Source organism: Bacillus sp. EKM206B, assembly GCF_011066015.1.
In the GTDB taxonomy this organism is placed as follows: domain Bacteria; phylum Bacillota; class Bacilli; order Bacillales; family Bacillaceae; genus Bacillus; species Bacillus velezensis.
Map to the genome: position 1 here is coordinate 212765 of NZ_JAAMNL010000001.1, position 22443 is coordinate 235207.

The window sequence follows — 22443 nt, forward strand, 5'->3', positions numbered from 1 at the left end:
GTGATTTATGGAACATGCAGAACACGGCAATTCTAACGCGCCTATGGAATATCAATCTGAAACCGGCAGACTCAATATTCTCGGGTTTTGGATCTTTTTAGGGGCAGAGATTGTGTTGTTCTCAACACTATTTGCAACCTTCTTCGTTCTTCAAAGAAGAACAGCAGGAGGAGTCTTACCGGCTGAATTATTTGAAGTGAAGCTTGTCATGATCATGACATTCCTGCTTCTGATCAGCAGTTTCACCTGCGGGATCGCTGTTCATGAAATGCGTCGCGGAAGTTTAAAAGGCGTCGTCATTTGGACGATCATTACGCTTCTTCTTGGCGCGGGCTTCGTCGGATGTGAGCTTAACGAGTTCATCCACTATGTACATGAAGGAGCATCTCTCGGTACAAGTGCTTTCTGGTCTGGATTCTTCGTCCTTCTGGGAACGCACGGAACGCACGTAACGATCGGTATCTTCTGGATTGCCGGCATCTTACTGCAATTGAAGAAACGCGGATTAACGCCGCAGACGTCTTCAAAAATCTTTATCTCAAGTTTATACTGGCACTTCTTAGACGTTGTTTGGATCTTCATCTTTACAGGCGTCTATCTCATCGGATTGGGGGGACTATAATATGGCAAACAAATCTGCTGAACACAGCCACTTTCCGTGGAAGCATATCGTAGGTTTTGCGTTGTCTATTATTCTGACCCTGCTGGCCCTTTGGGTTGCAGTATATACGGAATTAAGCCCATCAGCAAAACTCTGGATCATTTTCGGATTCGCATTTATCCAAGCCGGTCTTCAGCTTCTCATGTTCATGCACATGACAGAAAGCGAAAACGGCGGAATTCAAGTCGGAAACACGCTCTTCGGATTTTTCGGAGCGATTGTTATCATCCTTGGTTCCATCTGGATCTTTGCGGCGCACTACCATCACGGTGACCATATGGATGGAAACCCTCCTGGCGGTGCGAAGCATCATTCCGAACATCAGGAATAAAAAGAAACCCTCTTCGTTCAGGCGAAGAGGGTTTTTTGTGCCTTTATTGGCTTCTTCTCCGGCGCAGGCGCGGAAGGCCGTAAATGATAAAGGCGGCGATATGGGCAACGATGACGTTGACGGCAAACAGGATGATCATAAGTGTGTGGCCGAGAGGGGATAGGCTGCTGGTTGCGTAAAAGTAGAAGAAAACCCACATGAGAATAATAGGCGGTATGGCCGAAAGAGCGACTTTTTTGTTATCCAGCCAGATAAAGAGGGGTGTTGCGCTTGCGACCAGTAAATAAGCAAAAAACATGTCCATCTTACATGTCTCCTTTCATTTTATGGGAGCGTTTCCAAAATGAAATACAGAGAATAAAATGTGTCTGTTTTGTGGTCGTTTTTTGAACATTTTGTTACAATTATTATACCATGTTTTCCAATTTTTGATACCGCTTTTTCGAGAAATGTATTGCAACTATTGCCTCATTTTTGGATAGGTACAAGAAACCGGAAAGGCCAAATACCCTGTCACATTTCCGGACAATGGAATGGCGCAGGCTGTGAACCTTTGCTATGGTCAAAGAAAATATGCACAGCAAGGGTGGTTTGAAGTGGACGTAAGGAAAGAAGATGTCACAGCGCCGGATGTCTTTGCGCTTTTGCAGGATCATCTGAAGAGCATGACCATGCATTCTCCTCCGGAAAGTATACATGCGCTCAATGCGGACCGGCTGCGTCAGCCTGACGTTACGTTTTGGAGTGCGAGGGAAAACGGCATCCTGCTCGGCTGCGGTGCCTTAAAGGAGCTAAACAGCCGGCACGGTGAGATCAAATCAATGAAAACCTCTCCGCATCATGTCAGAAAAGGCGTTGCCAACCGGATCCTCCGCCATATGCTTGAAGAAGCAAAGCGGCGGGGCTATCAGCGGATCAGCTTGGAAACCGGTTCTATGGAGGCTTTTCTCCCCGCCAGACGCCTGTATGAAAAAGCCGGGTTTCAATATTGTGATCCGTTTGCACATTATAAAGAGGACCCGAACAGCTTGTTTATGACGTTAAACATAAGCTGAAACCCCTTTTCTGACGAGAAGGGGTTTTTTATCGGAAAAGTTTCATCATGACCGAAACATTTCCTTTTCTGACACGTCATATGTCGTGTAGTCCCCAAACCGTAAAAAATAAAAAGGAAGCAACCTCAACATGTTTTCTTGAACGGTGTTCATGTATAATAAACAATAGTGACTTCCGATGAAAATGTAAGGCGGGATAGAATGAGTCGATATAAGAAACAGCAAAATCCCTATTATCAGGGGGATTTGATTTTTATATTTGGTGTGTTTTTAATAATTAGTGTTGCCGCGATTTATGCGGCCGGACAGTTCGGGCAGTACGGAGGCAGTGCCTGGATGAGACAGATCGTCTTTTATGTCATCGGAGCCGGTCTCATGGTCAGTATCATGTATTTTGATTTAGAGCAGCTTGAAAAACTGAGTCTGTACGTGTTAATTGCCGGCGTGCTGTCGCTGCTCCTTTTACGTGTGGCGCCGGAATCCATCGCGCCGATTAAAAACGGAGCGAAGAGCTGGTTTAAAATCGGCAGCTTTACCCTCCAGCCCTCTGAGTTTACGAAAATAGGAATTATGATGATGGTCGCGTCCATTATATCGAAGGCGGGCCCGAAGGATCAAAGGTCACTTAGGGAAGATGTGAATCTGCTTTTGAAAATTGCGGCATGGACGGTTATTCCGATCGGGATGATCGTTTTGCAGGATGCCGGAACGGGTGCGATCTGTCTGTTTATCGTTATGGTGATGGTGTTTATGTCGGGTGTAAACTGGAAGCTGATCACCATCATCGGCGGTTCGGCAGCACTTGTGCTTGGCCTTTTCTTAGTTCTCGTGATTGAATTTCCCCATGTGGCGAATTCAATCGGCATTGCGGATTATCAAATTAACCGGATTACATCGTGGATGTCTGACTCCAGTGCGGCAACGACTCAGGCAGAGAGCGATAAAAGCTGGCAGGTGGATCAGGCCGTTATGGCGATCGGATCGGGCGGCATTACCGGAAACGGCGTTCATAATCTGAAGGTGTACGTACCTGAGGGACAGACCGACTTTATCTTTGCGATTTTGGGTGAAAGTTTTGGATTTTTAGGCTGCGCCATTGCAGTCGTCATGTTTTTCTTTTTAATTTACAGGCTTGTGGTGCTGATTGACCGCTTGCATGCGTTTAACCGATTTGGCGCGTTTTTTTGCGTAGGATTTACTGCACTTATCGTGATTCACACCTTCCAGAACATCGGGATGAATATCGGCATTATGCCGGTTACCGGTATTCCGCTGCTGTTTGTCAGCTATGGGGGGAGCTCGGTGCTTTCTACATTAATCAGCTTCGGGATCGTATATAACGCAAGTGTGCAGCTGACGAAATATAAAAGCTACTTGTTTAATTCTTAATGTGAGACGGCTCGTTTTTCGGGCTGTCTTTTTTTGTTTAGAGCATTTCGCTTTTGACATGATTCCCTTTCGGATATGATATAGAGAGAAGGAGGCTTTTATATGAACAATACCATCGAAACCATACTTAATCATCGGTCGATCCGATCATTTACTGACGAGCTTCTGACAGCAGAAGAGATAGATACATTAGTGAAAAGCGCCCAGGCGGCGTCAACGTCCAGTTACGTGCAGGCTTACTCCATCATCGGCGTAACTGATAAGGAGAAAAAGCGGAAGCTGGCGGCACTGGCCGGAAACCAGCCTTACGTCGAAAATAACGGGCACTTGTTTGTGTTTTGCGCTGATTTGTACCGCCATAAAAAACTTGCTGAGGAAAAAGGCGAAAACATTACCGAGCTTCTTGAGAATACGGAAATGTTTATGGTCAGCGTCATTGATGCCGCACTTGCCGCACAAAACGTAAGTGTTGCCGCGGAATCAATGGGACTTGGCATTTGTTATATCGGAGGCATTCGAAATGAACTTGATCAGGTGACGGAAGTGCTTGGTACACCTGACCATGTGCTGCCGCTGTTCGGCTTGGTAGTCGGTCATCCCGCTCATCCGTCCGGTCAAAAGCCGCGCCTGCCGAAACAAGCCGTATATCATGAAAACACGTACGATACGAATGAAGAACACTTCCGCAGTTATATGAAGGAATATGATGAAACCATTTCCGCTTATTATGATAAACGGACAAACGGCAAGCGGGTTGAAACGTGGTCTGATCAAATCCTGCAGTTCATGAAACAAAAACCGAGAACCTATTTAAATCAATATGTAAAAGATAAAGGTTTTCAAAAGAATTAAGAAAAAACCTCTCCTGACCGGGAGAGGTTTTTATGTTTCACGTGTAACATATTTCGACAAAATGGAACAAGGTATATAAATGTTTATCATCAGGGATGCTTATAAGCATACAGAAAGAAAAAACGGCTTAGCAGTGGTACGATGTTGATGAGGTGACAGTGATGATTTCATTAAGCATATTAGATCAATCTCCTGTATCAGAAGGGAGTTCCGCGGAAAGTGCTCTGGGGAATACAGTAAGACTGGCGCAGGAGGCGGAAAAGCTCGGATATAAGAGGTTTTGGGTGTCGGAGCATCATTTTTCAGAGCGGTTGGCGGGTTCAAGCCCTGAAGTGCTGATCAGCCATATTGCGGCGAAAACGAATGAGATTCGTGTAGGCTCGGGCGGTGTCATGCTTCCGCATTACAGCGCATATAAGGTGGCGGAGAATTTCCGCGTGCTTGAAGGGTTGACGCCGGGCAGAATCGATCTCGGATTAGGGAGAGCGCCGGGCGGAATGCCGATCGCATCATGGGCGCTGAATGACGGCGGGAAGCGTAACGCTGATCAATATCCGCAGCAGCTTCGTGAGCTGGCGATGTATTTGCATGATGCAGCCGACGACAATCACCGTTTTCCGAATCTGACCGCATCACCCCTTATTAAGACGGCGCCGGAAGTCTGGCTTCTCGGTTCTTCGGGGGAAAGCGCGCTTCTGAGCGCAGAAATGGGAGCAGGCTATATGTTTGCTCACTTTATTAATGGAGAAGGCGGAGAAAGCACGACAGCACAATATAAGCGCAGATTTAAACCTTCCGCATTAGGAAAAGAACCAAAAACGGCCGTGGCTGTGTTTGTGCTGTGCGCGGACACGGAGGAGAAAGCGGAGGAACTCGCGGCCGTCATGGATTATACGCTGCTTGCGGGTGAACAGGGGATTCCGCTTCACGGCGTACCGTCTTACGAAACCGTCCTCGGAAATACGTATACACCGTATGAACAAAGACGAATTGCCGATAATCGGAATCGAATGATCATCGGAACGAAGCCGCAGGTGAAAGAACAGATTCTGGCTCTCAGTAAAGCATACGGAACGGAAGAAGTAATGGCTGTGACCATTACTCATCACTTTGAAGATAAACTTCAGTCATACCGGCTGCTTCGTGAAGTTTTTGCCGAATGATCAGAAAGAAACCCTGCTGATGCTCCAGCAGGGTTGTTCGGTTATTCAATGATAAAAGGTTTTTCAGTCAGCACCTGGCTTGATTTCCCTTTGTTCGCGGCATAGGCCAGCATATAATATTCTCCTGCCGGCAGTGCGGTGTCACCATTGACTTTGCCGTTCCAGTCGAAATATTGATAGCCTTTATCCTGCTTTTTGTAGATGCCGGCTTGGCCGACAAAGTCAAGATTGCTGTCATATACAAGGAAGGCGAGCTCTTCGGCTCCCGCCGGAAGATAGGTTTCAATTTGGTAGGTTCCCTGCGTTGTGCCGTCCTGCACGTCGATTGACGTCACGCGCGGATAGTCCGGCTCTTTTACAATCAGCAGCGTCGGCACTTTTGCGACTGTTTTTCCGCCTTCACGCACTGTGACGGTTCCCTCATAGGTGCCTGCCTTTACTTTTTTGGCATTGACCTTTACTTTCGCATTGACCTTTCCGGTTTGATGAGCGGGGATCACGACCCGGTCTGTGCCCGAAACGGTAATGCCCGTGCCGTTGAAAGAGTACTCGAGCTGATATGATTTTCTGATGGACGATTGATTTTCAATCGTAAAGGTTTCTTTTTTCGTTTCATTGCCTTTGTCTTTCATAAACGTTCCGTAAGAATAACTTCCCGGGGCGACAAGGGAGTCTGCTTTGATCGCCTTCATGATTCTGATGCTTCCGGCGCCTTGCGCATTATGCGGGTATACGTCACCGTCCGCGTCCGTTAAGGTTTCCGCCGTGTTCATGAGAGCGGCTTTTATTTGTTCCGGGCTCCATTTCGGTTTGGCCTGCTTGATAACGGCAGCTGCGCCGGCTACATGCGGGGAAGCCATGCTCGTTCCCTGCTTCGATCCGTAGCCGTACGGGTCGGCCGGATTATGGGTCGGAATGGTGCTGACGATGTTTACGCCGGGAGCGGAGACGTCAGGTTTAATCATCCACGTGTCCATAACCGGGCCGCGTGACGAAAAGTCTGCCATTTGTTCAGTGAGCGATTTAGCCACGGATAAATTGAAAGTCGCTTTTGTGCCGCCCGCTTTTAATTGGCTGACGAGTTTTTCGCCGTCTTCTGATGAAAGCTTAATCGTCGGCACGGACATGCCCGGTACGTTGGCTTCAATTTCTCCCGGGGCATTGTTATACACAACCATACCGATCGCGCCCGCTTTTTTGGCGTTGTCTGCTTTATCCACAAAGGCGATGCTGCCCCGTTTGACGACCGCTACTTTTCCTTTCAGATCTTTGCCTTCAAAATCCTTTTGCTCGCCGATACCCGCCTCTATGAGCTCTGTTTCTTTTTTATTCAGTGCTTTTATGTCATCTTCTTTGTTGTAGCCCATTACTTTCGCTGAGGAATAGGAACCGAAGGAGACGGCGTACTCGTTCAGCGGCAGCTGGGTCGCTCCGACGGAGATGGCTTCTCTGGACGTTCCCGGAGAGCCGACGGTCCAATTGTTCGGCCCGCTGTTTCCGTTTGATGTAACGGCCGTGATGCCTTCTGACATCGCCCAGTCAAGCGCCGTGCTTGTCGCCCAGTCTGGGTTATTCACAGAATTACCGAGAGAAAGGTTCATGACATCTGCTCCGTCCTGTACGGCGCGTTCGATGCCGGCGATGACGTTCTCCGTTGTTCCGCTTCCGCCCGGACCGAGCACACGATAGGCAAGGAGTGTAGCATCCGGCGCGACGCCTTTAATCGTTCCGTTTGCCGCTACCGTGCCCGCGACATGGGTTCCGTGGTCAGTCGACGCGCCTCTCGGATCACCGGACGGCGTTTCTTCAGGATCGTAGTCGTTATCCACAAAATCGTATCCTTTATATTGTCCGAAATTTTTCTTTAAGTCAGGGTGTTTATATTCGACACCGGTGTCAATAATGGCAACCTTGACCCCTTTACCCGTATAGCCGAGCTTCCACGCGTCATTTGCCCCTATATAAGGCGCGCTGTCATCCATCTGCGGAGACACGGCATCCTTAGATAGGGTGATGTCTTTATCTTTGAGCTGATCGGTATGATAGGTGACATTCGGATAAACCGCTTTGACATCCTGATCACTCAGCAGTTTGGGGATTTCATTTGCCGGGAGTTTCATGGAGAAGCCGGAAAACACTTGCTCATATTCCCTGTTAATTTTTCCGTGTTTAATGGTTTTGAGCGCTTTCTTTTTCACTTTTGCGCGTTCGCTTTTCAGCTTGCTTTTTGTCTGTGCTTTGCCGAGTTCCTTTGCTTCCGCCAGTGACTTTTCCTTGAGCTCCACGATGACTGTCGTTTGTTTGCCGGTGGTCATATCAATGTCACCGAACACCTCAGCCTTCTCAAGATCAGGAGTTTGCGGTTTTGAAGCCGGCGCAGCCTGTGAACTTGTGGATAAGGTAAAGGATAAGACAAAAGCCGGAAGCAGATAACGGATGATTCCTTTTTTCAATCGTGTTTCCCCCTTTTTCTTTATCTAAATTAGAAATCTAGTATATATTTCTTGAAAATTCAAAATAATCCTTGTGACATATGACTCATTTATGGAAATTGGTCTGTGAATAAGGAGGGAGTTATGCACAGAATCCTGTGTATAACTGAATAAATTTGTGTATATATATTGTTGGGAACAAGTGTTCCTATACAAAATATAGATCGAGTTTGTGGATATGTGGATATACCCTGTGTTTAAGCTGTGCTTAACCAAGGGATAAGGTGTGTATAACTTTTTTTATCGGCTTTTCCATTTTTCAGGTCATTTCCATCAGCTTTCAACAAAACTTCTGAAAACTAGTTTGTTTTTTCACTCATATTGTGACAAACAATTCGCCCGGCCGCGTCTATCATAGAGTCATAGGGTTGCTAGACCCGCTAGTTTTTAGCGGAGAAGGATCGGCCGCCTTTTCCGTTAAAGCGGAGAGAAAAACAGGCCTGCGAACAAGCTGTCTGTCAAAAAGAAGCGGAGGGATGATTTGCAATGAAACGTTTGCTAGTATCTTTACGGGTGTGGATGGTCTTTCTGATGAACTGGATGGCGCCGGGTAACGGAAGATATCCATTAGCCGCCGTGTACGGAAACCAAGCGGCTTATCATAAGAAAGCGAAGCGGACGGCTGGGGCTTTTTCGTTTGTGAGCCGTGTCCGATCGGCGGATTTGACCGATGAAACGAAATCGGCCCGCGGCAGGCTGGATAAAAACCGATGGATGCCTGTCCGCAAAGAATTGCCGAAACGGGAGCGCGCGGGTCCGGCACCTTTACATCATATGAAAAAGAGGGTACAATCCCACTAAACATATGAACGGGAGCGAACCTCTTGAGAATAGACAAAGTATTAAACAACAATGCGGCGTTAATAAAAGAAGACGGACGGGAAAAGATCGTAATGGGTCCCGGAATCGCTTTTCAAAAGAGAAAAAATGATGTGATTCAAAAACATAAAATTGAAAAAATATTTGTCGTGCACGACGAAAATGAAAAGTTCAAACAAGTGTTAGAAACGCTTCCCGAAGAGCATATAGAGGCGGCTGAAGATATCATCAGCCATGCGGAGGGAGAGCTTGCGGCACCTTTGAGCGATCACATCCACATTGCGCTGGCGGACCATTTATCCTTTGCGATCGAAAGGATTCAAAACGGCCTTCAGGTGCATAACCGATTGCTTCATGAAATTAAGGCGCTCTATAAAAAAGAATATGAGATCGGCCGCTGGGCGGTTGAACACGTGAAACAAACCCTCGGTATATCATTGCCTGATGATGAGGCGGGGTATATCGCGCTTCATATCCACACTGCCAAGGCGGATGCCAAAAGCATGTATTCGGCGATGAAGCATACAACCATGATCAAAGAAATGATCGAAAAGATCGAATCCTTTTTCGAACAGAAGGTGGATGAAGACAGTATTTCCTATCAGCGCCTCGTCACGCACTTACGGTATGCGGTCAGCCGGTTGGACTCAAATGAAGCACTCCATTCCATGGACGAAGAGATGCTTTATTTCATCCAAAAAAAGTATCCGTTTGCTTATCGGTGTGCGCTTGAACTGGCGGCGTTTTTAAAAACTGAATATGATTTGGAACTGCCGGAATCCGAGGCCGGCTATATCACGCTGCATGTCCAGCGTCTGCAAAAAAACCCGGAATAACGCGTCTGTTTCGAGAAACAGACTTTTTTTTTGAAAACATATTGACGAAAGCGCTATCATGAAATAGAATGAAAGCGCATTAAAAAACTGAATCCGGCGGGATTGTGACTGGTAATGCAGGCAAGACCTAAAATTTGCGTACATGAAAAAGGGATTATGCTGACCTTTTTCGTTGGCGAATTTTAGGTCTTTTTTGATTTTAGAAAGGGGGATACATCATGAATTATCAAGAAACGGCAAAACAGCTTATCAAGCATATCGGAGGGGAATCAAATATTATCAGCGCGACACATTGCGCGACGCGGCTCAGGCTCGTCATTCAAGATGAACAGAAGATCAGCCAGGCCGGCATTGAAGAAATAGAAGGCGTAAAAGGGGCTTTCAGCAGCTCGGGGCAATATCAGATTATATTCGGCACCGGCCTCGTGAATAAAGTGTATGACGCTTTTTCAAAAGAAGCCGATTTGGGGCGGGAGGATCGTGAGACACATCAGGACGCAGCGAAAAAAAAGCTGAATCCGGCCGCAAGATTTGCGAAGACACTGTCTAACATATTCGTTCCCATCATTCCGGCTATCGTGGCAAGCGGACTTTTAATGGGGCTGCTTGGCATGATGAAGGCTTTTCATTGGGTGTCTGAACAATCATCGCTGTTTAAGCTTTTAGACATGTTTTCAAGCGCGGCGTTTATCTTTCTGCCCGTATTCATCGGGTTCAGCGCGGCGAAGGAATTTGGCGGTAATGCCTATCTCGGTGCCGTGCTCGGGGGAATTATGATCCATCCGGCGCTTTTGAATCCGTGGGGGCTTGCGGATGCATCACCTGATTTTATGCAGCTCTTCGGCTTCGACATTGCGCTGCTTGGCTACCAAGGGACGGTCATCCCCGTACTGTTAGCCGTTTACATTATGAGCAAAGTGGAAAAGGGCACGAGAAAAATTGTGCCTCACGCATTCGATTTATTGGTCACGCCCTTTGTCACGGTGATTGTCACAGGATTTATCACCTTTATCGCAATCGGTCCGCTTGGCAGGGCGATCGGATCAGGCATTACCGTCTCGCTGACATATGTGTATGATCATGCGGGCATTGTTGCCGGACTGCTTTTCGGCGGTCTTTATCCGCTTATTGTGCTTACCGGTGTGCATCACAGCTTTCATGCGATTGAGGCCGGCCTCATCGCTGATTTGGGCAGAAACTATATCCTTCCTATCTGGTCGATGGCGAATGTCGCTCAGGGTGCGGCGGGACTGGCTGTATTTTTCCTGACGAAAAAAGCGAAAATGAAAGAAATCGCTCTGCCGGCCGCATTTTCCGCTTTTCTCGGTGTAACCGAACCAGTCATTTTCGGTGTGAACCTAAGGTACCGTAAGCCGTTTATCGCGGGAATGATTGGCGGAGCGCTGGGAGGAGCCTATGTCGTGGTGACCGGCGTCGCCGCCAATGCCTACGGTCTGACCGGAATTCCGATGATTGCCATCACGGCTCCGCTCGGTTTAGGAAATCTTATAAACTATCTGATCGGAATGGGCATCGCCTCTGTCTCGGCGTTTATTGCCGCTTACATTATGGGAGCTAAAGAAAAGGAGGCCGTCAAATGAGGACACCGGATCAAGAGCTGCGCCTGCAGGCTGAGGAAGCGAAAAAGAAGCGGGGAGAAACAGCCGCGTCAGATCCATACCGCCAGAACTATCATATTATGGCGCCGGTCGGGCTTTTAAATGATCCGAACGGCGTGATCCAATGGAACGGCGTATATCACTTGTTTTTTCAATGGCAGCCATTTCATACGGGGCATGGCGCGAAATTTTGGGCGCATGTGACGACGAAGGATTTCGTTGAGTGGAAAGAGGAAGAAATCGCGCTTGCGCCGGGTGAGTGGTATGACAAAAACGGCTGTTATTCCGGAAGCGCCATCGAAAAAGACGGGCGGCTCTGCCTGATGTACACAGGCAATGTCCGTGACGGAGAAGGCAATCGGGAAACGTATCAATGCCTCGCCGAATCTGAAGACGGGATCGTATTTGAAAAAAAAGGAGTCGTCGCGCGTCTCCCGGAAGGCTATACCGCTCATTTCCGTGATCCGAAGGTTTGGAAGAAAGACGGAGCGTATTACATGGTGCTCGGCGCGCAGACAGAAAAGCTCACCGGAAGCGCTGTGTTGTTCACATCAGAGAACTTGACGGATTGGACGTTTCTCGGTGCGATTGCGGGGGCGGACTCCGGCGGTCTCGGGTCATTCGGTTATATGTGGGAATGTCCCGACTTGTTTTCCCTTGACGGAACCGACGTGCTGCTCGTATGTCCGCAGGGGCTTGAAGCCGAAGGGATAGAATATCATAACAGCCACCAGGCGGGCTATTTCCTCGGCAGGCTGCATACAGAGCCGCCAGAATTTAAGCACGGTGAATTTACGGAGCTTGACAGAGGATTTGACTTTTACGCGGCGCAGACGCTGGAAGATGATAAGGGACGGAGGATTCTGTTCGCGTGGATGGGCGTTCCGGATCAGCATGAGGACAAACACCCGACCCATGCGTATCACTGGATTCACTGCTTAACGATGCCGAGACAGCTGTCACTGTCCAACGGCAGAATCATACAGCGCCCGCTTTCGGAAATGAAATCACGCCGCACGGATGAACAAAAGCACCGTCTTCAATTGAATTGCTCGTCTGTAAGCCTGCCGGTGAAAGATGCGTCCCGGGCTGAAGTGCTGCTGGAGGACATCACTTGCGAATCCGGTTTTGAAATCTCAATTCGGGGGGCGGCCCGGTTTATATTTCATCAGGAAGAGGGGCTGGCTGTGCTGGAGCGCACCGCTTTCAGCGGAGAAGAAAAAGAAAAGAGAAGCTGCGCCATCAGCGAGGTGCATTCCGTGCAGCTCTTTCTGGATGCATCCTCGATTGAATTGTTTTTGAATGATGGAGAAGAGGTATTCAGCGCCAGATATTTTCCTTTCCCGGGAAATGATGACGTAACCGTCACTTCGGCAGGAAAAACGGAAATAAATGGCTCAATTTGGACACTTTTGTAGAAAATCGTTCTTTTTTCTTATGTGAAACCTATGCCATCTGTGCTATTCTTCAAACGAAAGCCTATGATTCCAGGAATAAAAGGAGTTGTTTTCTCAGTTTTGAAAAATCAGAAGATGACGCCGAAATGTTTACTTGTCAAAGCCGCAGAGCAAGTGGAAGATAAGCGGGAAGAATATAAAGAAGTATTGCTTCAGCTGAATCGCATGCTCAAGAGAGCTGAGCCGCACAATGAATGGAGTGATCGGCTGATGCATACATATGAACAGATGAAGGAATATGCGCTGTTTGTGCAGTCTATTGAGATGTTTTTGCGGTCATCCGCGAAAAAAATGAAATAATCCCCCTCGGGTAATGAGGGGGATATTTATTTTATTTTCCGCTAAGACGCATCGCCGAATGTTTAGTCGGTCCGATGTATTGGTTCAGCGGGAAGGATTCTTTGATTGCCGCGGTGATAAATTCTTTTGCCGCGTAGATGGCTTCCTTCACTTCAGCGCCTTTGGCCAGTTCTGCCGTAACGGCGGCGGAGAATGTACATCCGGCTCCGTGCGTATAAGGTGTATCAATCATTTCGCTTTCTAATACTTCCGCGGTTTCTCCGTCATACAGCACGTCGATCGCTTTTTCATGTTTCAATTTGCCTCCGCCTGTAATCAATACATATTTCGAGCCGAGTTCGTGAATTTTCTTGGCCGCTTCTTTCATGTCTTCCACCGTTTTTAATTCATCCATACCGCTCAGCTGGCTTGCTTCAAACAGGTTTGGCGTGATGACGGTTGCCAGAGGCGCCAATTGGGTGCGAAGCGCTTCGGCATGCTCCGGATACAGCACTTCGTTCGCTCCTTTGCAGACCATGACAGGATCGATAACGACATTCTTCAGCTGTTTTTCTTTAATCGTTTTCGCCGCAAGCTCTATGATCTCCACGGTAGGGAGCATTCCCGTTTTCATGGCGTCTACGCCGATTCCGTCAACAATCGTCGCCAGCTGTGCGCGAATCGTATCGGCATCGATCGGAAATACTTGATGATCCCAGCTGTTCTCCGGGTCCATCGCTACGATCACGGTCAAAGCCGTCATTCCGTATACGTTTTTTTCTTGAAATGTTTTTAAATCGGCCTGAATTCCCGCGCCGCCGCTGGAATCAGAACCGGCAATAGTAAGTGCTTTGTGCATTGACATATCAATGGCCTCCATCAGTGTTTTATATCTCATTATAGTTAGATTTTCTTCCGATCACAATACGGAAGGCTTAGAGGAATGATTTGACAGCCGCGGGGGATGTGCGTACAATACCTACATAAGATTACTAGGTAAGGGTGAGAAAATAAATGCTCAACAGGGAGCTTGTAAAGGGAAGCACGGTCATTCTGGTGCTGACGCTGCTGAATGAACGGCCCATGTACGGGTATGAACTAGTGAAAGAAATGGAGAAAAGAAGCGGGAATGAACTGCAAATGAAGGAAGGCACGCTGTACCCATCGCTTCATAAGCTTGAACGCCAAAGCTATATTTCTTCTTACTGGGAAAAGCAGACCAAAGGGCCGGACCGAAAATATTACCGGATCACCGATGAAGGAAAAAACATTCTAGCCGAACGGACGAAGGAATGGAATCTGTTCTCTGCTCTGATGGACCGGATGCTGAAGCGGGGCGGGCAGAATGGATAAAGACCTTTATGTGCAGGAAATCAGAAAAGGGCTGGAAGGCAAGTCCGGAAGCCGTGAATTATTAAAAGAAATCGAAAGCCATATTCATCATGCCATTTGTGATCATCTGGAAAAAGGCAAAACCGAAAGCGAAGCGATGGCGCTTATTCTGCGGGAAGTGGGGACTCCGTCTGAGATTATCTCTGCTTTTCAAAAAGCTTCGGCGGTGCCCGCGCGGACTTTTATGCTCTTTTATCTGTTCTGCAACTGCGGTCTTTTTGTGATGGGGGCGATGATTACGATGATGCACGCGTGGAGGATTCATCCCGCTGTTGACGCGCTGTGGAAAGGGATTTCCGTGTCAGTATGGCTGATTATGATCGGTTATGTGCTGTATTGGTTCCAAATCGGCTATCAAGCTGGCAAAGAGTTCGGGGCTGGCGGCAAAAAGCTTGCTGAGCGGACGGTATGGGCTTCAATGGCGCCGAATCTATGTTTTATGTTTGTCTTTTTGTTCAATCTGGTTCCGGCTGGGCTGTTTCCTTCGGCGGTCACACCGAGTTTTGCGGCAGTATGCGCCGTTGTGACGGTATGTTTTCCGTTTTGCGGCAAAATAGGTTTTTACGCAGGCAGGCAGAGGCTTGCCTGATCTTTTTCACTATGTACATAGGGAATCTATATAGGGGTGTTAAAATGAGATTAGGTTCGTGGATGTACGGCGCGTGCGCCCAAATAGCCGTTACCGTATTTACCGTCTGCGGCTTGGTTCTTGCATTGCCCGTTGTAAGTCTTTTTATTATGGTTCTGAATGGGATGCAAGACGCTATTTTTGTTGTTTTCAGTATTTTGCTTCTTCTATTGTTTTATGCGCTGGGATGGATTTGGGCCGTTTCGTTTGCGCGTGAGTGGAAGGTGGAACTTTTCGAGCTGCAGATCAGTTCGCTCATTCCGCTGGCGGGTATATTATACTTGTACATTGACAGCGGGGTGAGTATACCGGAACTTATTCATGATTGGAATGAGGATGGATGTGCGCTTGTCCCGCCGGCTTTTGTCTGCTTGTGCACATGCTATGCGATGGTGTTGGTGCCTGTTTATCAATCAAAACTTTGGAACGCCATGGAGGCGGGCAGACTTAATGCCAAGGCGGTCTGCACTGTTTGGGGAGACCTTCTGATCATTCTCGTTTTGCTGGCGGGCATGACCTGGATTTGTTTCTGAATGGGCCGAAATCAAAAATCCCCCCTGATCTCTCCGCCGCTTTATGTTTTAATAGAACATGAGAAAAAGCAGAAGGAGCGGATCATGAATATATCAATTGTCATAGTCACGTATAATCGGATTCCGGCTTTGTGTGAGCTGCTGGAGTCGATTTCCATGCAGACCATAAAGCCTTATGAAGTGATCATTGTAAATGATGCCGGAGAATCGGTCGAACAAGCGAAGCAGCTGTACAGCGATCTGCCGATTCAGATTATTGATTTAGAACAGAATGCCGGACATGTGGAAGCTCGGAACGCAGGTGTGAAAAAAGCGTCGGGTGATTGTATCATGCTGTGCGATGATGATGATTTCATTACGCCGGGCCATTTGGAAAGAATGGCGGCTGCACTTGCTGATGCGGATTTTGTCCATTCTGACGCGGAAATTGTGTCATTTGAAGAACGGGGCGGCACGAGATACCCGGTGTCACGAAAGCCGTTCGCCTATACGGCGGATTATGCGGATATGCGGGTATTTTCCACGTACGTTCCGTCAGGCAGCATGTACAGGCGTTCTCTGCATGACACGTTAGGATATTTTGATCCGGATGTCCATAATTATTGGGACTGGGACTTTTATTTGCGCGCCGCGAAACAGCACCGTGTGAAGCGTGTTCCTTGCGCGAGCGTCATATATGCGTTTTTTGAGGGAGGCGGCAATCAGTCCGCGGATCTCGGCGGCAAACGGAAGCGGTACTTAGACCGGTTAAGCGAAAAGCACGGGCTTGGGGAGCTCCCGACGAAAAACTTCGCGGTTCTTCTTGAAGAGCCGGACATGAAGAGGCGGGAGGCGCCGACTGACATTGTGTGGGACGGAAAGCCCGTCCATTCGAGACTGCACAGTTCATAAGGGGGACGGACAGTTTGAAACAGCTTTTAAAAGACAGCTGGTGGAATCAGCTGAAAGATGAATTTGACAAACCGTATTATCAAGAGCTGAGAGAGATGCTGAAACAAGAATACAGCAGCCAAACGATTTATCCTGACAGCCATGATATTTTTAACGCCTTGCATTATACGCCCTATGAGGATGTAAAAGCGGTCATTCTCGGACAGGACCCGTATCACGGGCCAGGACAGGCGCACGGGCTTAGTTTTTCCGTTCAGCCCGGGGTCAGGCAGCCGCCGTCTTTGAAAAATATTTTCATAGAGCTTCAGGACGATATCGGCTGCTCCGTACCGAACCACGGATCGCTCGTCAGCTGGGCGAAGCAGGGAGTGCTTTTGTTAAACACAGTGCTTACGGTTCGCCGCGGTCAGGCCAATTCCCACAAAGGCAAGGGATGGGAGCGGCTCACTGACCGCATCATTGATGTGGTGAATGAAAGAGAGAAGCCGATTGTCTTTATCCTATGGGGGCGTCACGCGCAGATGAAAAAAGAGCGGATTGACACATCGAAACACATTATTATTGAATCGACTCATCCGAGCCCGTTTTCGGCAAGGAACGGTTTTTTCGGGAGCAGACCGTTTTCCCGTACAAACGCTGCCCTTGAAAAAATGGGGGAGCAGCCGATCGATTGGTGCATCCCCGACCTGCCGCAATAAACGGTTTTTTTGAGGCGCTTCCGCCCGGCGGTAAGCGCCTTTTTTGGCGTTCAGGGCGGTATGCCGTCAGAAAAAATAACAAACTCAATTCTGCGATTCGCTCAGAAATTTGATAAAATGCAGGAAGAAGACAAATTACTGCTGGAGGATTTACTCATGAACATACATATCTCTGCTTTGATTCAGAAGATGGAAGAAGAACTGAGGCAGGCGAAAACAGCGACCCGCACCGAGGAGGTCAAAATGCACGCGGCTGCCATCCGCTCTCTGTGTGATGTCGTGCTCGGCACTCAGACGCACGCCGCTCCGGCGCCTGTGCAGAATCCGATTCCGAAAGCGGCGCCGAAACCTTCCGCGTCTCCTTCGACAGACCCGCTGCTGCTTGAAAAAATGATGGGCAGCGCCGGGCTGAACCAATATCAGAAAAAAGCGAAAGACGAACGTGAGGAAGACGGAAACGGGGATTCCATTTTCGATTTTTAACAGGAGAGGTTGATTGACTTGAAACTGATACTCGGGGGTTTGCAATGGACGGCATTTATGATTGCGGCTGCGATTGTAGTTCCTGTCGCCATCGCACAATCATTTCACTTGAACCATGCCGATTCTGCCGCATTGATTCAGAGCACATTTTTTGTGCTTGGCGTCGCCGCGGCCATCCAATGTCTCCAGGGACATCGTCTGCCGATTAATGAAAGCCCGGCAGGCTTATGGTGGGGCGTATACACGATTTACGGCGGACTGACTGGCACGGTGTTCGCGACATTCGGCGAGACGCTGCGGGCGCTGCAGGGGGCGCTGTTATTAAGCGCTGTCTTTTTCTTTTTGTTCAGCCTTTTTAAAGTGATTGAACGGCTGGCCGTGCTGTTTACGCCGGTTGTGACCGGTGTGTATCTGCTGCTGTTGGTCATGCAGCTGAGTCAGCCGATTGTGAAAGGCCTTTTGGGCATCGGCTATTTAAAAAACAGCGTCGACGGCCTTGTATTCGGGCTCGCCATGGTTGTGACGGCGGCGATGTTCATCATGTCCCGATCGAATGTTACGTTCTTAAGACAGTATGCGATTCTCCTTTCGCTTGCCGGCGGATGGATCTTATTCGCCGTCTTCGGCGCTGCCAAACCGATTCAAATACCGGACCGCGTGATTCAGCTGCCGGCTCTTTTTCCGTTTGGAAAACCCGTGTTTGACAGCGGCCTGATTATTACATCACTCTTCATTACCGTGCTTTTGATTGTCAACATGCTCGCGAGCATCCGGGTTGTAGAAGCGGCGGTGAAAAAATTCGGCGGCACCGTCGGGAAGCGGCGTGAGCGTCCGGCTGGGTTTGCGGCTTCGATCAGCCACCTTTTGAGCGGACTGTCAGGGGGCATTGCGCCTGTGCCGATTTCAGGGGCGGCCGGTTTTATTGAGACGACGAAGCTTCCTTCGAAAAAGCCGTTTCTTTTGGGAAGTGTATTTGTCGTGATCATCAGTATGATCCCGCTATTTATGAATGCGTTTGCGAGTCTGCCCTCACCGGTCGGCTTTGCGGTAAACTTCGTCGTTTTCTCCACAATGGCGGGTCTTGCCTTTACGGAGTTTGACTCTTATGAGAAAGCGGAGCAAAAACGAATCCGCTCCATTATCGGTCTGGCGCTCCTGACGGGGGTCGGCGTAATGTTTGTGCCGGAGAGCGCGTTATCGGGGATGCATCCGATCCTGATTTCGCTCTTAAGCAACGGTCTTGTGCTCGGGACGCTGCTGGCGATAGCGATTGACCGAATCCAGCTTATCAAAAAGAAAAAATCCGACAATCTCGTGTCATCGGACGGCGGACGTTGAATTTTGCCGATGTTGGGTTATGATTGAATTGGAAACTTTAAAGAAAAGGCGGGAGAAAAATAGATGAAAGTGTTTATTATTCTTGGTGCGATTAACGCTTTATTGGCCGTGGCGCTGGGCGCTTTCGGCGCGCATGGGCTTGAAGGGAAAATCCCCGATAAATATTTGCAGGTGTGGCACACAGGCGTGCAATATCATATGTATCACGCGCTCGGTCTTCTGGCTGTCGCGTTTTTGGCCGAAAAGCTTTCTGGCGCAGGCAGTGTTTCTGTTGCGGGCTGGCTGATGTTTGCGGGCATCGTTCTGTTTTCAGGAAGCCTGTACGTATTGAGCGTGACGCAGATTTCCATTCTCGGCGCGATTACACCGCTCGGCGGCGTGGCGTTTATCATCTCTTGGATTATGATTATCGTCGCGGCCGTCAAATATTTATAAAGAAAAAAAGCCAATCCTCTGTCAAGTGAGCGATTGGCTTTTTGATTTATCTCGGAGAATAAGAAGACATGGAGTACGGATAAGTATAAGCGATTTCCTCATCAAACGTGATGTAATCAAGGTAAATGGTCAGAAGCAGATAGCGGGTGCCCGTTTTCGGATCGCTGATGATGATATGGTCACGTCCCGCCGCCTGAATCACACCGCGGAAAATCTTTGAATTCCATTCTTTGCTGTTTTCAAATGTCATATAAATCGTCGCCGTTTTGCCCCGGTTCAACCGCAGAATATTTTCAATGTATGACTCTTCAATCGGCAGCATGCCGGGAACGTTTTGTGACGATGATGGACCTGACGGAATCTGAAAGCTGCCGCCGCCCTGCTGCTGCGGCTGGCCGGGGAACCCCCCGCCGAAGCTCTGCTGGCCTTGCTGCATCGGCATTGTCATTTGCTGCTGCATCGGCATCATTTGTGATCCTTGGCCCTGAGGCTGCGGATAAGGATTAGGCCCGAGCTGCGGCTGGTATCCTTGCATATCCATTCCCATCCCCATCCCCTGCATTTGCTGATATTGATTCTTTTTCGGTTTCATATTGTTCCTCCTTTGATGAAAACCTCTTGATGCTGAAACCTCCTGACAAGTATCAGACAGCCGACAGAGCGGCTGCTGTTTTTATCTATTCCACCATATGAGCCCAAAGAAAGATTTATGCGAAAAAAGAAAATACGCTCCAATGAGTCCGGACATCAGAGCCAGCTTTTTTTGTGCGCGCAATGCTGACTTTTCACATAATAGTCTGTATTCCTAGCGCATCTTCCGCATAAGGAACATATGATAGCGGTAGTTTCAGGTGCGAAAAGGGGGTGACGAGTTGCCTAAAGTGTCAGTGATCATGACGAGCTATAACAAAAGTGACTATGTGGCCCGCTCTATTAAAAGTATTCTGTCTCAGACGTTTACGGACTTTGAGCTGTTCATTATGGATGACAACTCAAATGAAGCGACATTGGCGGAAATACGTCCTTTTCTCACGGATGACCGCGTCCGGTTTTATCAAAGCGATGTATCGGGCGTCAAAGAAAGAACGGAAAAAACACGCTACGCCGCCTTGATTAATCAGGCAATAGAAATGGCGGAGGGCGAGTACGTGACGTATGCGACCGACGACAACACGTATGTGCCGGAACGGCTTGAGAAAATGGTGAAAGAGCTTGATGAAGACCCGGAAAAAGCCGTCGTGTATTCAAGTTCCAAAACCTATCATCTGAATCAGCGGAAAGAGACGGTGAAGGAGACGGCCAGGCCCGCCGAACGGATCGTGTGGAACGCGCCGTGCGCCATTGACCATTGTTCGGTCATGCACCGGTTTTCCGTGCTGGAACAGGTCAAATCGGCATTCGGTTCCTATTGGGATGAAAGCCCGGCGTTTTACCGGATTGGTGACGCCCGTTTCTTCTGGAGAGTGAATCATTTTTATCCGTTTTACCCGATTTCTGAGGAGCTTGATATCAATTATATTACCGATCAATCCATCCATTATCAGCTTTTCGCGGCGGAGAAAAACGAGTTTGTGAACAGCCTTCCGCAGCAGACCACGTGCCGGGAGCTGAGGGAATCATTAAAAAAGCTTGGAAAGGGGTGAGGGCTTGTCGGCATACTTAGCGAATTATTGGGTGCTGTACCGGCAGTATATTGACCTTTTTCAGTCACTTCGCTACAAAGACATCCCGCTCGCATTGATCAGTAATTTTTATCAATATATCAGTCCGGCGCTTCGGGAGAGCATGGAGCAGAACCCAGAGCTTTTCGGTCCGGCTGATCAGCATATTCCTGAAGCCGGTATACAGCCATATTATGATCAAAAAAGGCAAAACATTAAGAAAACAGATGAGAAACCGGTAAACGGAAAAGTCATTCTGCATTTCGATCATCTTCGGTTCACCGAGGGAAACTACCGGCAGTTTGATCCGGCAAAAACAGCGGTACTGGCCAGATGGAGTCTGCCTGACCATTACGGGCTGTCCGTTATCTGCAAATTGGAGCTGACGGGAATGGGGCAAAAAGGGAACCCCGTCCCTTATATTGAAAAAGCCCATTCCATTTTGAAAGAGCTTCACAGCCATCCCGCTTTCGGAAACAGAGAATTTCAGGAACGTTTGTATAAAGACATTCCGTTATTTATTGAAGCGATTGACGCCATTGATATTTTGTTTACGGCCGAAAAGATTTCCGCCGTTGTAGTCGGCACGACGGAGGATATTTACAGCCGTGTGCTGGCGCTGATGTCCGCGAAAAAAAACGCCGTCAGCATCTGTCTTCAGCACGGAGCGCTCATGGGAGATGAAGCGTTTCTGCCCGTATTTACGGACTATCAGGCCGTATTCGGGGCTTATGAAGCGGAGTGGTATAAAGCAAAAGGCTGCAGGGATGAACAAATCATCATCACGGGGCATCCCCGTTTCGACGAGATTTTCTCAAGAGAGCCGATAGATCAAGACACGTTTTACCGCAAACTTTCTTTTCTCCCGTCACAGCGGACGGTGCTGATCGCCACGCAGCCGTTTTCTGATGAATTTTATACGGGAGTGCTTGAAGAGCTTGCCGGCCAAAAGAACATGCAGCTCATTATTAAACCGCATCCGTGGGAAATCGGCAAAAACAAGCTGGATGCTTACAATCAGGTGCTGCGGAAATATAAAGCAGGCAAAATCATCAAAAAAGAGATGGAGCTGTATGATATTCTCCCGTATGTTGACGCTGCGGTGACACAGACATCAACGGTCGGTCTTGAAGCGATGCTGTTTCAAAAGCCCGTGCTGATCGGAAAATCAGCGGGAACCCGCAGATACCCTTATTATCACTCACTTGGAGAATTTGTCTTTGAGGACCCGCAGGCACTCGCTCAGGAATTAATCCGGATATGCGAAAGCCCCGCAGAATATCAAAAAGCGGAACAGGCGCGCCGTGCTTTTGTCGCCGCGAACTACCCGGTTCAGGATTCGCTTGCCGCTTTATGCCAAGTGCTTCAGGAAAAAACCGGAGTCAGCTTCAGACGGGTTGACCCTTCATAAAAAAGATAGGAGCGCAAAGA

25 protein-coding genes are annotated in these 22443 nt (G+C 48.4%); 21 read left to right on the plus strand and 4 right to left on the minus strand.

The annotated features are described in order from the left end of the window. Window positions 1-7: 7 nt before the first annotated feature. Together qoxC and qoxD are read left to right on the plus strand one after the other, a co-directional pair. The gene (gene qoxC / locus G9F50_RS01000) at window positions 8-622 is read left to right on the plus strand and encodes a cytochrome aa3 quinol oxidase subunit III (protein ID WP_003150930.1); all 615 of its coding nucleotides are present in this window, start codon (window positions 8-10) and stop codon (window positions 620-622) included. A 1-nt stretch (window position 623) separates the two neighbouring features. Then, window positions 624-992 (plus strand): cytochrome aa3 quinol oxidase subunit IV, encoded by a 369-nt coding sequence (gene qoxD, locus G9F50_RS01005; RefSeq protein ID WP_007407711.1) that lies wholly within the window; start codon window positions 624-626, stop codon window positions 990-992. A 43-nt stretch (window positions 993-1035) separates the two neighbouring features. Here qoxD and ywcE read toward each other — a convergent pair whose 3' ends face one another. Then, the gene (gene ywcE, locus G9F50_RS01010) at window positions 1036-1296 is read right to left on the minus strand and encodes a spore morphogenesis/germination protein YwcE (RefSeq protein WP_003150937.1); all 261 of its coding nucleotides are present in this window, start codon (window positions 1294-1296) and stop codon (window positions 1036-1038) included. Between the two features lie 292 nt (window positions 1297-1588). Here ywcE and G9F50_RS01015 point away from each other — a divergent pair, with 292 nt between their 5' ends. The 4 genes from G9F50_RS01015 (at window position 1589) to G9F50_RS01030 (ending at window position 5451) form a co-directional block, all read left to right on the plus strand. Next, the gene (locus tag G9F50_RS01015; protein WP_060562385.1) at window positions 1589-2047 is read left to right on the plus strand and encodes a GNAT family N-acetyltransferase; all 459 of its coding nucleotides are present in this window, start codon (window positions 1589-1591) and stop codon (window positions 2045-2047) included. Between the two features lie 201 nt (window positions 2048-2248). Then, window positions 2249-3436 (plus strand): FtsW/RodA/SpoVE family cell cycle protein, encoded by a 1188-nt coding sequence (locus G9F50_RS01020; protein ID WP_060562386.1) that lies wholly within the window; start codon window positions 2249-2251, stop codon window positions 3434-3436. 102 nt (window positions 3437-3538) lie between these two features. Next, the gene (gene nfsA / locus G9F50_RS01025) at window positions 3539-4288 is read left to right on the plus strand and encodes an oxygen-insensitive NADPH nitroreductase (RefSeq protein WP_007407708.1); all 750 of its coding nucleotides are present in this window, start codon (window positions 3539-3541) and stop codon (window positions 4286-4288) included. A gap of 161 nt (window positions 4289-4449) precedes the next feature. Then, on the plus strand, window positions 4450-5451 hold the full coding sequence (locus G9F50_RS01030; RefSeq protein ID WP_060562387.1) for an LLM class flavin-dependent oxidoreductase: 1002 nt from the start codon (window positions 4450-4452) through the stop codon (window positions 5449-5451). A gap of 41 nt (window positions 5452-5492) precedes the next feature. On the opposite strand, the gene G9F50_RS01035 is transcribed toward G9F50_RS01030, so the two are convergent. Next, window positions 5493-7904, minus strand: coding sequence for a S8 family peptidase (locus G9F50_RS01035; protein ID WP_060562388.1), 2412 nt, complete (start codon window positions 7902-7904; stop codon window positions 5493-5495). A gap of 525 nt (window positions 7905-8429) precedes the next feature. Between G9F50_RS01035 and G9F50_RS01040 the strand changes: the two genes are divergently transcribed. The 5 genes from G9F50_RS01040 to G9F50_RS01060 all read left to right on the plus strand — a co-directional run bounded on the left by G9F50_RS01040 (window position 8430) and on the right by G9F50_RS01060 (window position 12974). After that, complete coding sequence (locus G9F50_RS01040; RefSeq protein ID WP_003150952.1) at window positions 8430-8744, plus strand: hypothetical protein; 315 nt, start codon at window positions 8430-8432, stop codon at window positions 8742-8744. A 23-nt stretch (window positions 8745-8767) separates the two neighbouring features. Beyond that, the gene (locus G9F50_RS01045) at window positions 8768-9598 is read left to right on the plus strand and encodes a PRD domain-containing protein (RefSeq protein WP_007407705.1); all 831 of its coding nucleotides are present in this window, start codon (window positions 8768-8770) and stop codon (window positions 9596-9598) included. Between the two features lie 218 nt (window positions 9599-9816). Next, window positions 9817-11199, plus strand: a complete 1383-nt coding sequence (locus G9F50_RS01050; RefSeq protein ID WP_007614557.1) for a sucrose-specific PTS transporter subunit IIBC — start codon at window positions 9817-9819, stop codon at window positions 11197-11199. Further along, window positions 11196-12635 (plus strand): sucrose-6-phosphate hydrolase, encoded by a 1440-nt coding sequence (locus tag G9F50_RS01055; protein WP_060562390.1) that lies wholly within the window; start codon window positions 11196-11198, stop codon window positions 12633-12635. Before G9F50_RS01050 ends, G9F50_RS01055 begins: the two co-directional genes overlap by 4 nt. A gap of 63 nt (window positions 12636-12698) precedes the next feature. Beyond that, a complete protein-coding gene (locus G9F50_RS01060; protein ID WP_042635591.1) occupies window positions 12699-12974 on the plus strand; it encodes a hypothetical protein in 276 nt (91 codons plus the stop codon). Window positions 12975-13005: 31 nt separating this feature from the next. Here G9F50_RS01060 and G9F50_RS01065 read toward each other — a convergent pair whose 3' ends face one another. Continuing rightward, window positions 13006-13818: a bifunctional hydroxymethylpyrimidine kinase/phosphomethylpyrimidine kinase gene (locus G9F50_RS01065; protein WP_060562391.1), complete on the minus strand. Its 813-nt coding sequence runs from the start codon at window positions 13816-13818 to the stop codon at window positions 13006-13008. A gap of 149 nt (window positions 13819-13967) precedes the next feature. On the opposite strand from G9F50_RS01065, the gene G9F50_RS01070 reads away from it, so the two are divergent. From G9F50_RS01070 to G9F50_RS01105, 8 genes are all read left to right on the plus strand, one after another. Continuing rightward, on the plus strand, window positions 13968-14306 hold the full coding sequence (locus G9F50_RS01070) for a PadR family transcriptional regulator (protein ID WP_003150960.1): 339 nt from the start codon (window positions 13968-13970) through the stop codon (window positions 14304-14306). Then, complete coding sequence (locus tag G9F50_RS01075; RefSeq protein ID WP_060562392.1) at window positions 14299-14934, plus strand: permease prefix domain 1-containing protein; 636 nt, start codon at window positions 14299-14301, stop codon at window positions 14932-14934. The genes G9F50_RS01070 and G9F50_RS01075 overlap by 8 nt, the downstream gene beginning before the upstream one ends. A 44-nt stretch (window positions 14935-14978) precedes the next feature. Continuing rightward, window positions 14979-15506: a hypothetical protein gene (locus G9F50_RS01080; RefSeq protein WP_060562393.1), complete on the plus strand. Its 528-nt coding sequence runs from the start codon at window positions 14979-14981 to the stop codon at window positions 15504-15506. A gap of 84 nt (window positions 15507-15590) precedes the next feature. Further along, window positions 15591-16397: a glycosyltransferase family 2 protein gene (locus G9F50_RS01085; RefSeq protein WP_007407698.1), complete on the plus strand. Its 807-nt coding sequence runs from the start codon at window positions 15591-15593 to the stop codon at window positions 16395-16397. 14 nt (window positions 16398-16411) lie between these two features. Beyond that, on the plus strand, window positions 16412-17095 hold the full coding sequence (locus G9F50_RS01090; protein ID WP_012118732.1) for a uracil-DNA glycosylase: 684 nt from the start codon (window positions 16412-16414) through the stop codon (window positions 17093-17095). A gap of 60 nt (window positions 17096-17155) precedes the next feature. Then, window positions 17156-17578, plus strand: coding sequence for a YwdI family protein (locus G9F50_RS01095; RefSeq protein WP_052828075.1), 423 nt, complete (start codon window positions 17156-17158; stop codon window positions 17576-17578). Between the two features lie 18 nt (window positions 17579-17596). After that, a complete protein-coding gene (locus G9F50_RS01100) occupies window positions 17597-18916 on the plus strand; it encodes a purine/pyrimidine permease (RefSeq protein ID WP_098081873.1) in 1320 nt (439 codons plus the stop codon). Between the two features lie 63 nt (window positions 18917-18979). Continuing rightward, a complete protein-coding gene (locus tag G9F50_RS01105; RefSeq protein WP_003150969.1) occupies window positions 18980-19351 on the plus strand; it encodes a DUF423 domain-containing protein in 372 nt (123 codons plus the stop codon). Window positions 19352-19397: 46 nt separating this feature from the next. Here G9F50_RS01105 and gerQ read toward each other — a convergent pair whose 3' ends face one another. After that, window positions 19398-19943: a spore coat protein GerQ gene (gerQ, locus tag G9F50_RS01110; RefSeq protein WP_007614539.1), complete on the minus strand. Its 546-nt coding sequence runs from the start codon at window positions 19941-19943 to the stop codon at window positions 19398-19400. Between the two features lie 280 nt (window positions 19944-20223). Here gerQ and G9F50_RS01115 point away from each other — a divergent pair, with 280 nt between their 5' ends. Then, window positions 20224-20994 carry a glycosyltransferase family 2 protein gene (locus G9F50_RS01115; protein ID WP_003150972.1) on the plus strand — a complete coding sequence of 257 codons (771 nt, stop codon included), beginning with the start codon at window positions 20224-20226 and terminating at the stop codon, window positions 20992-20994. Between the two features lie 4 nt (window positions 20995-20998). After that, window positions 20999-22423 (plus strand): capsular polysaccharide export protein, LipB/KpsS family, encoded by a 1425-nt coding sequence (locus G9F50_RS01120; protein ID WP_165406484.1) that lies wholly within the window; start codon window positions 20999-21001, stop codon window positions 22421-22423. The last annotated feature ends 20 nt before the right edge of the window (window positions 22424-22443 follow it).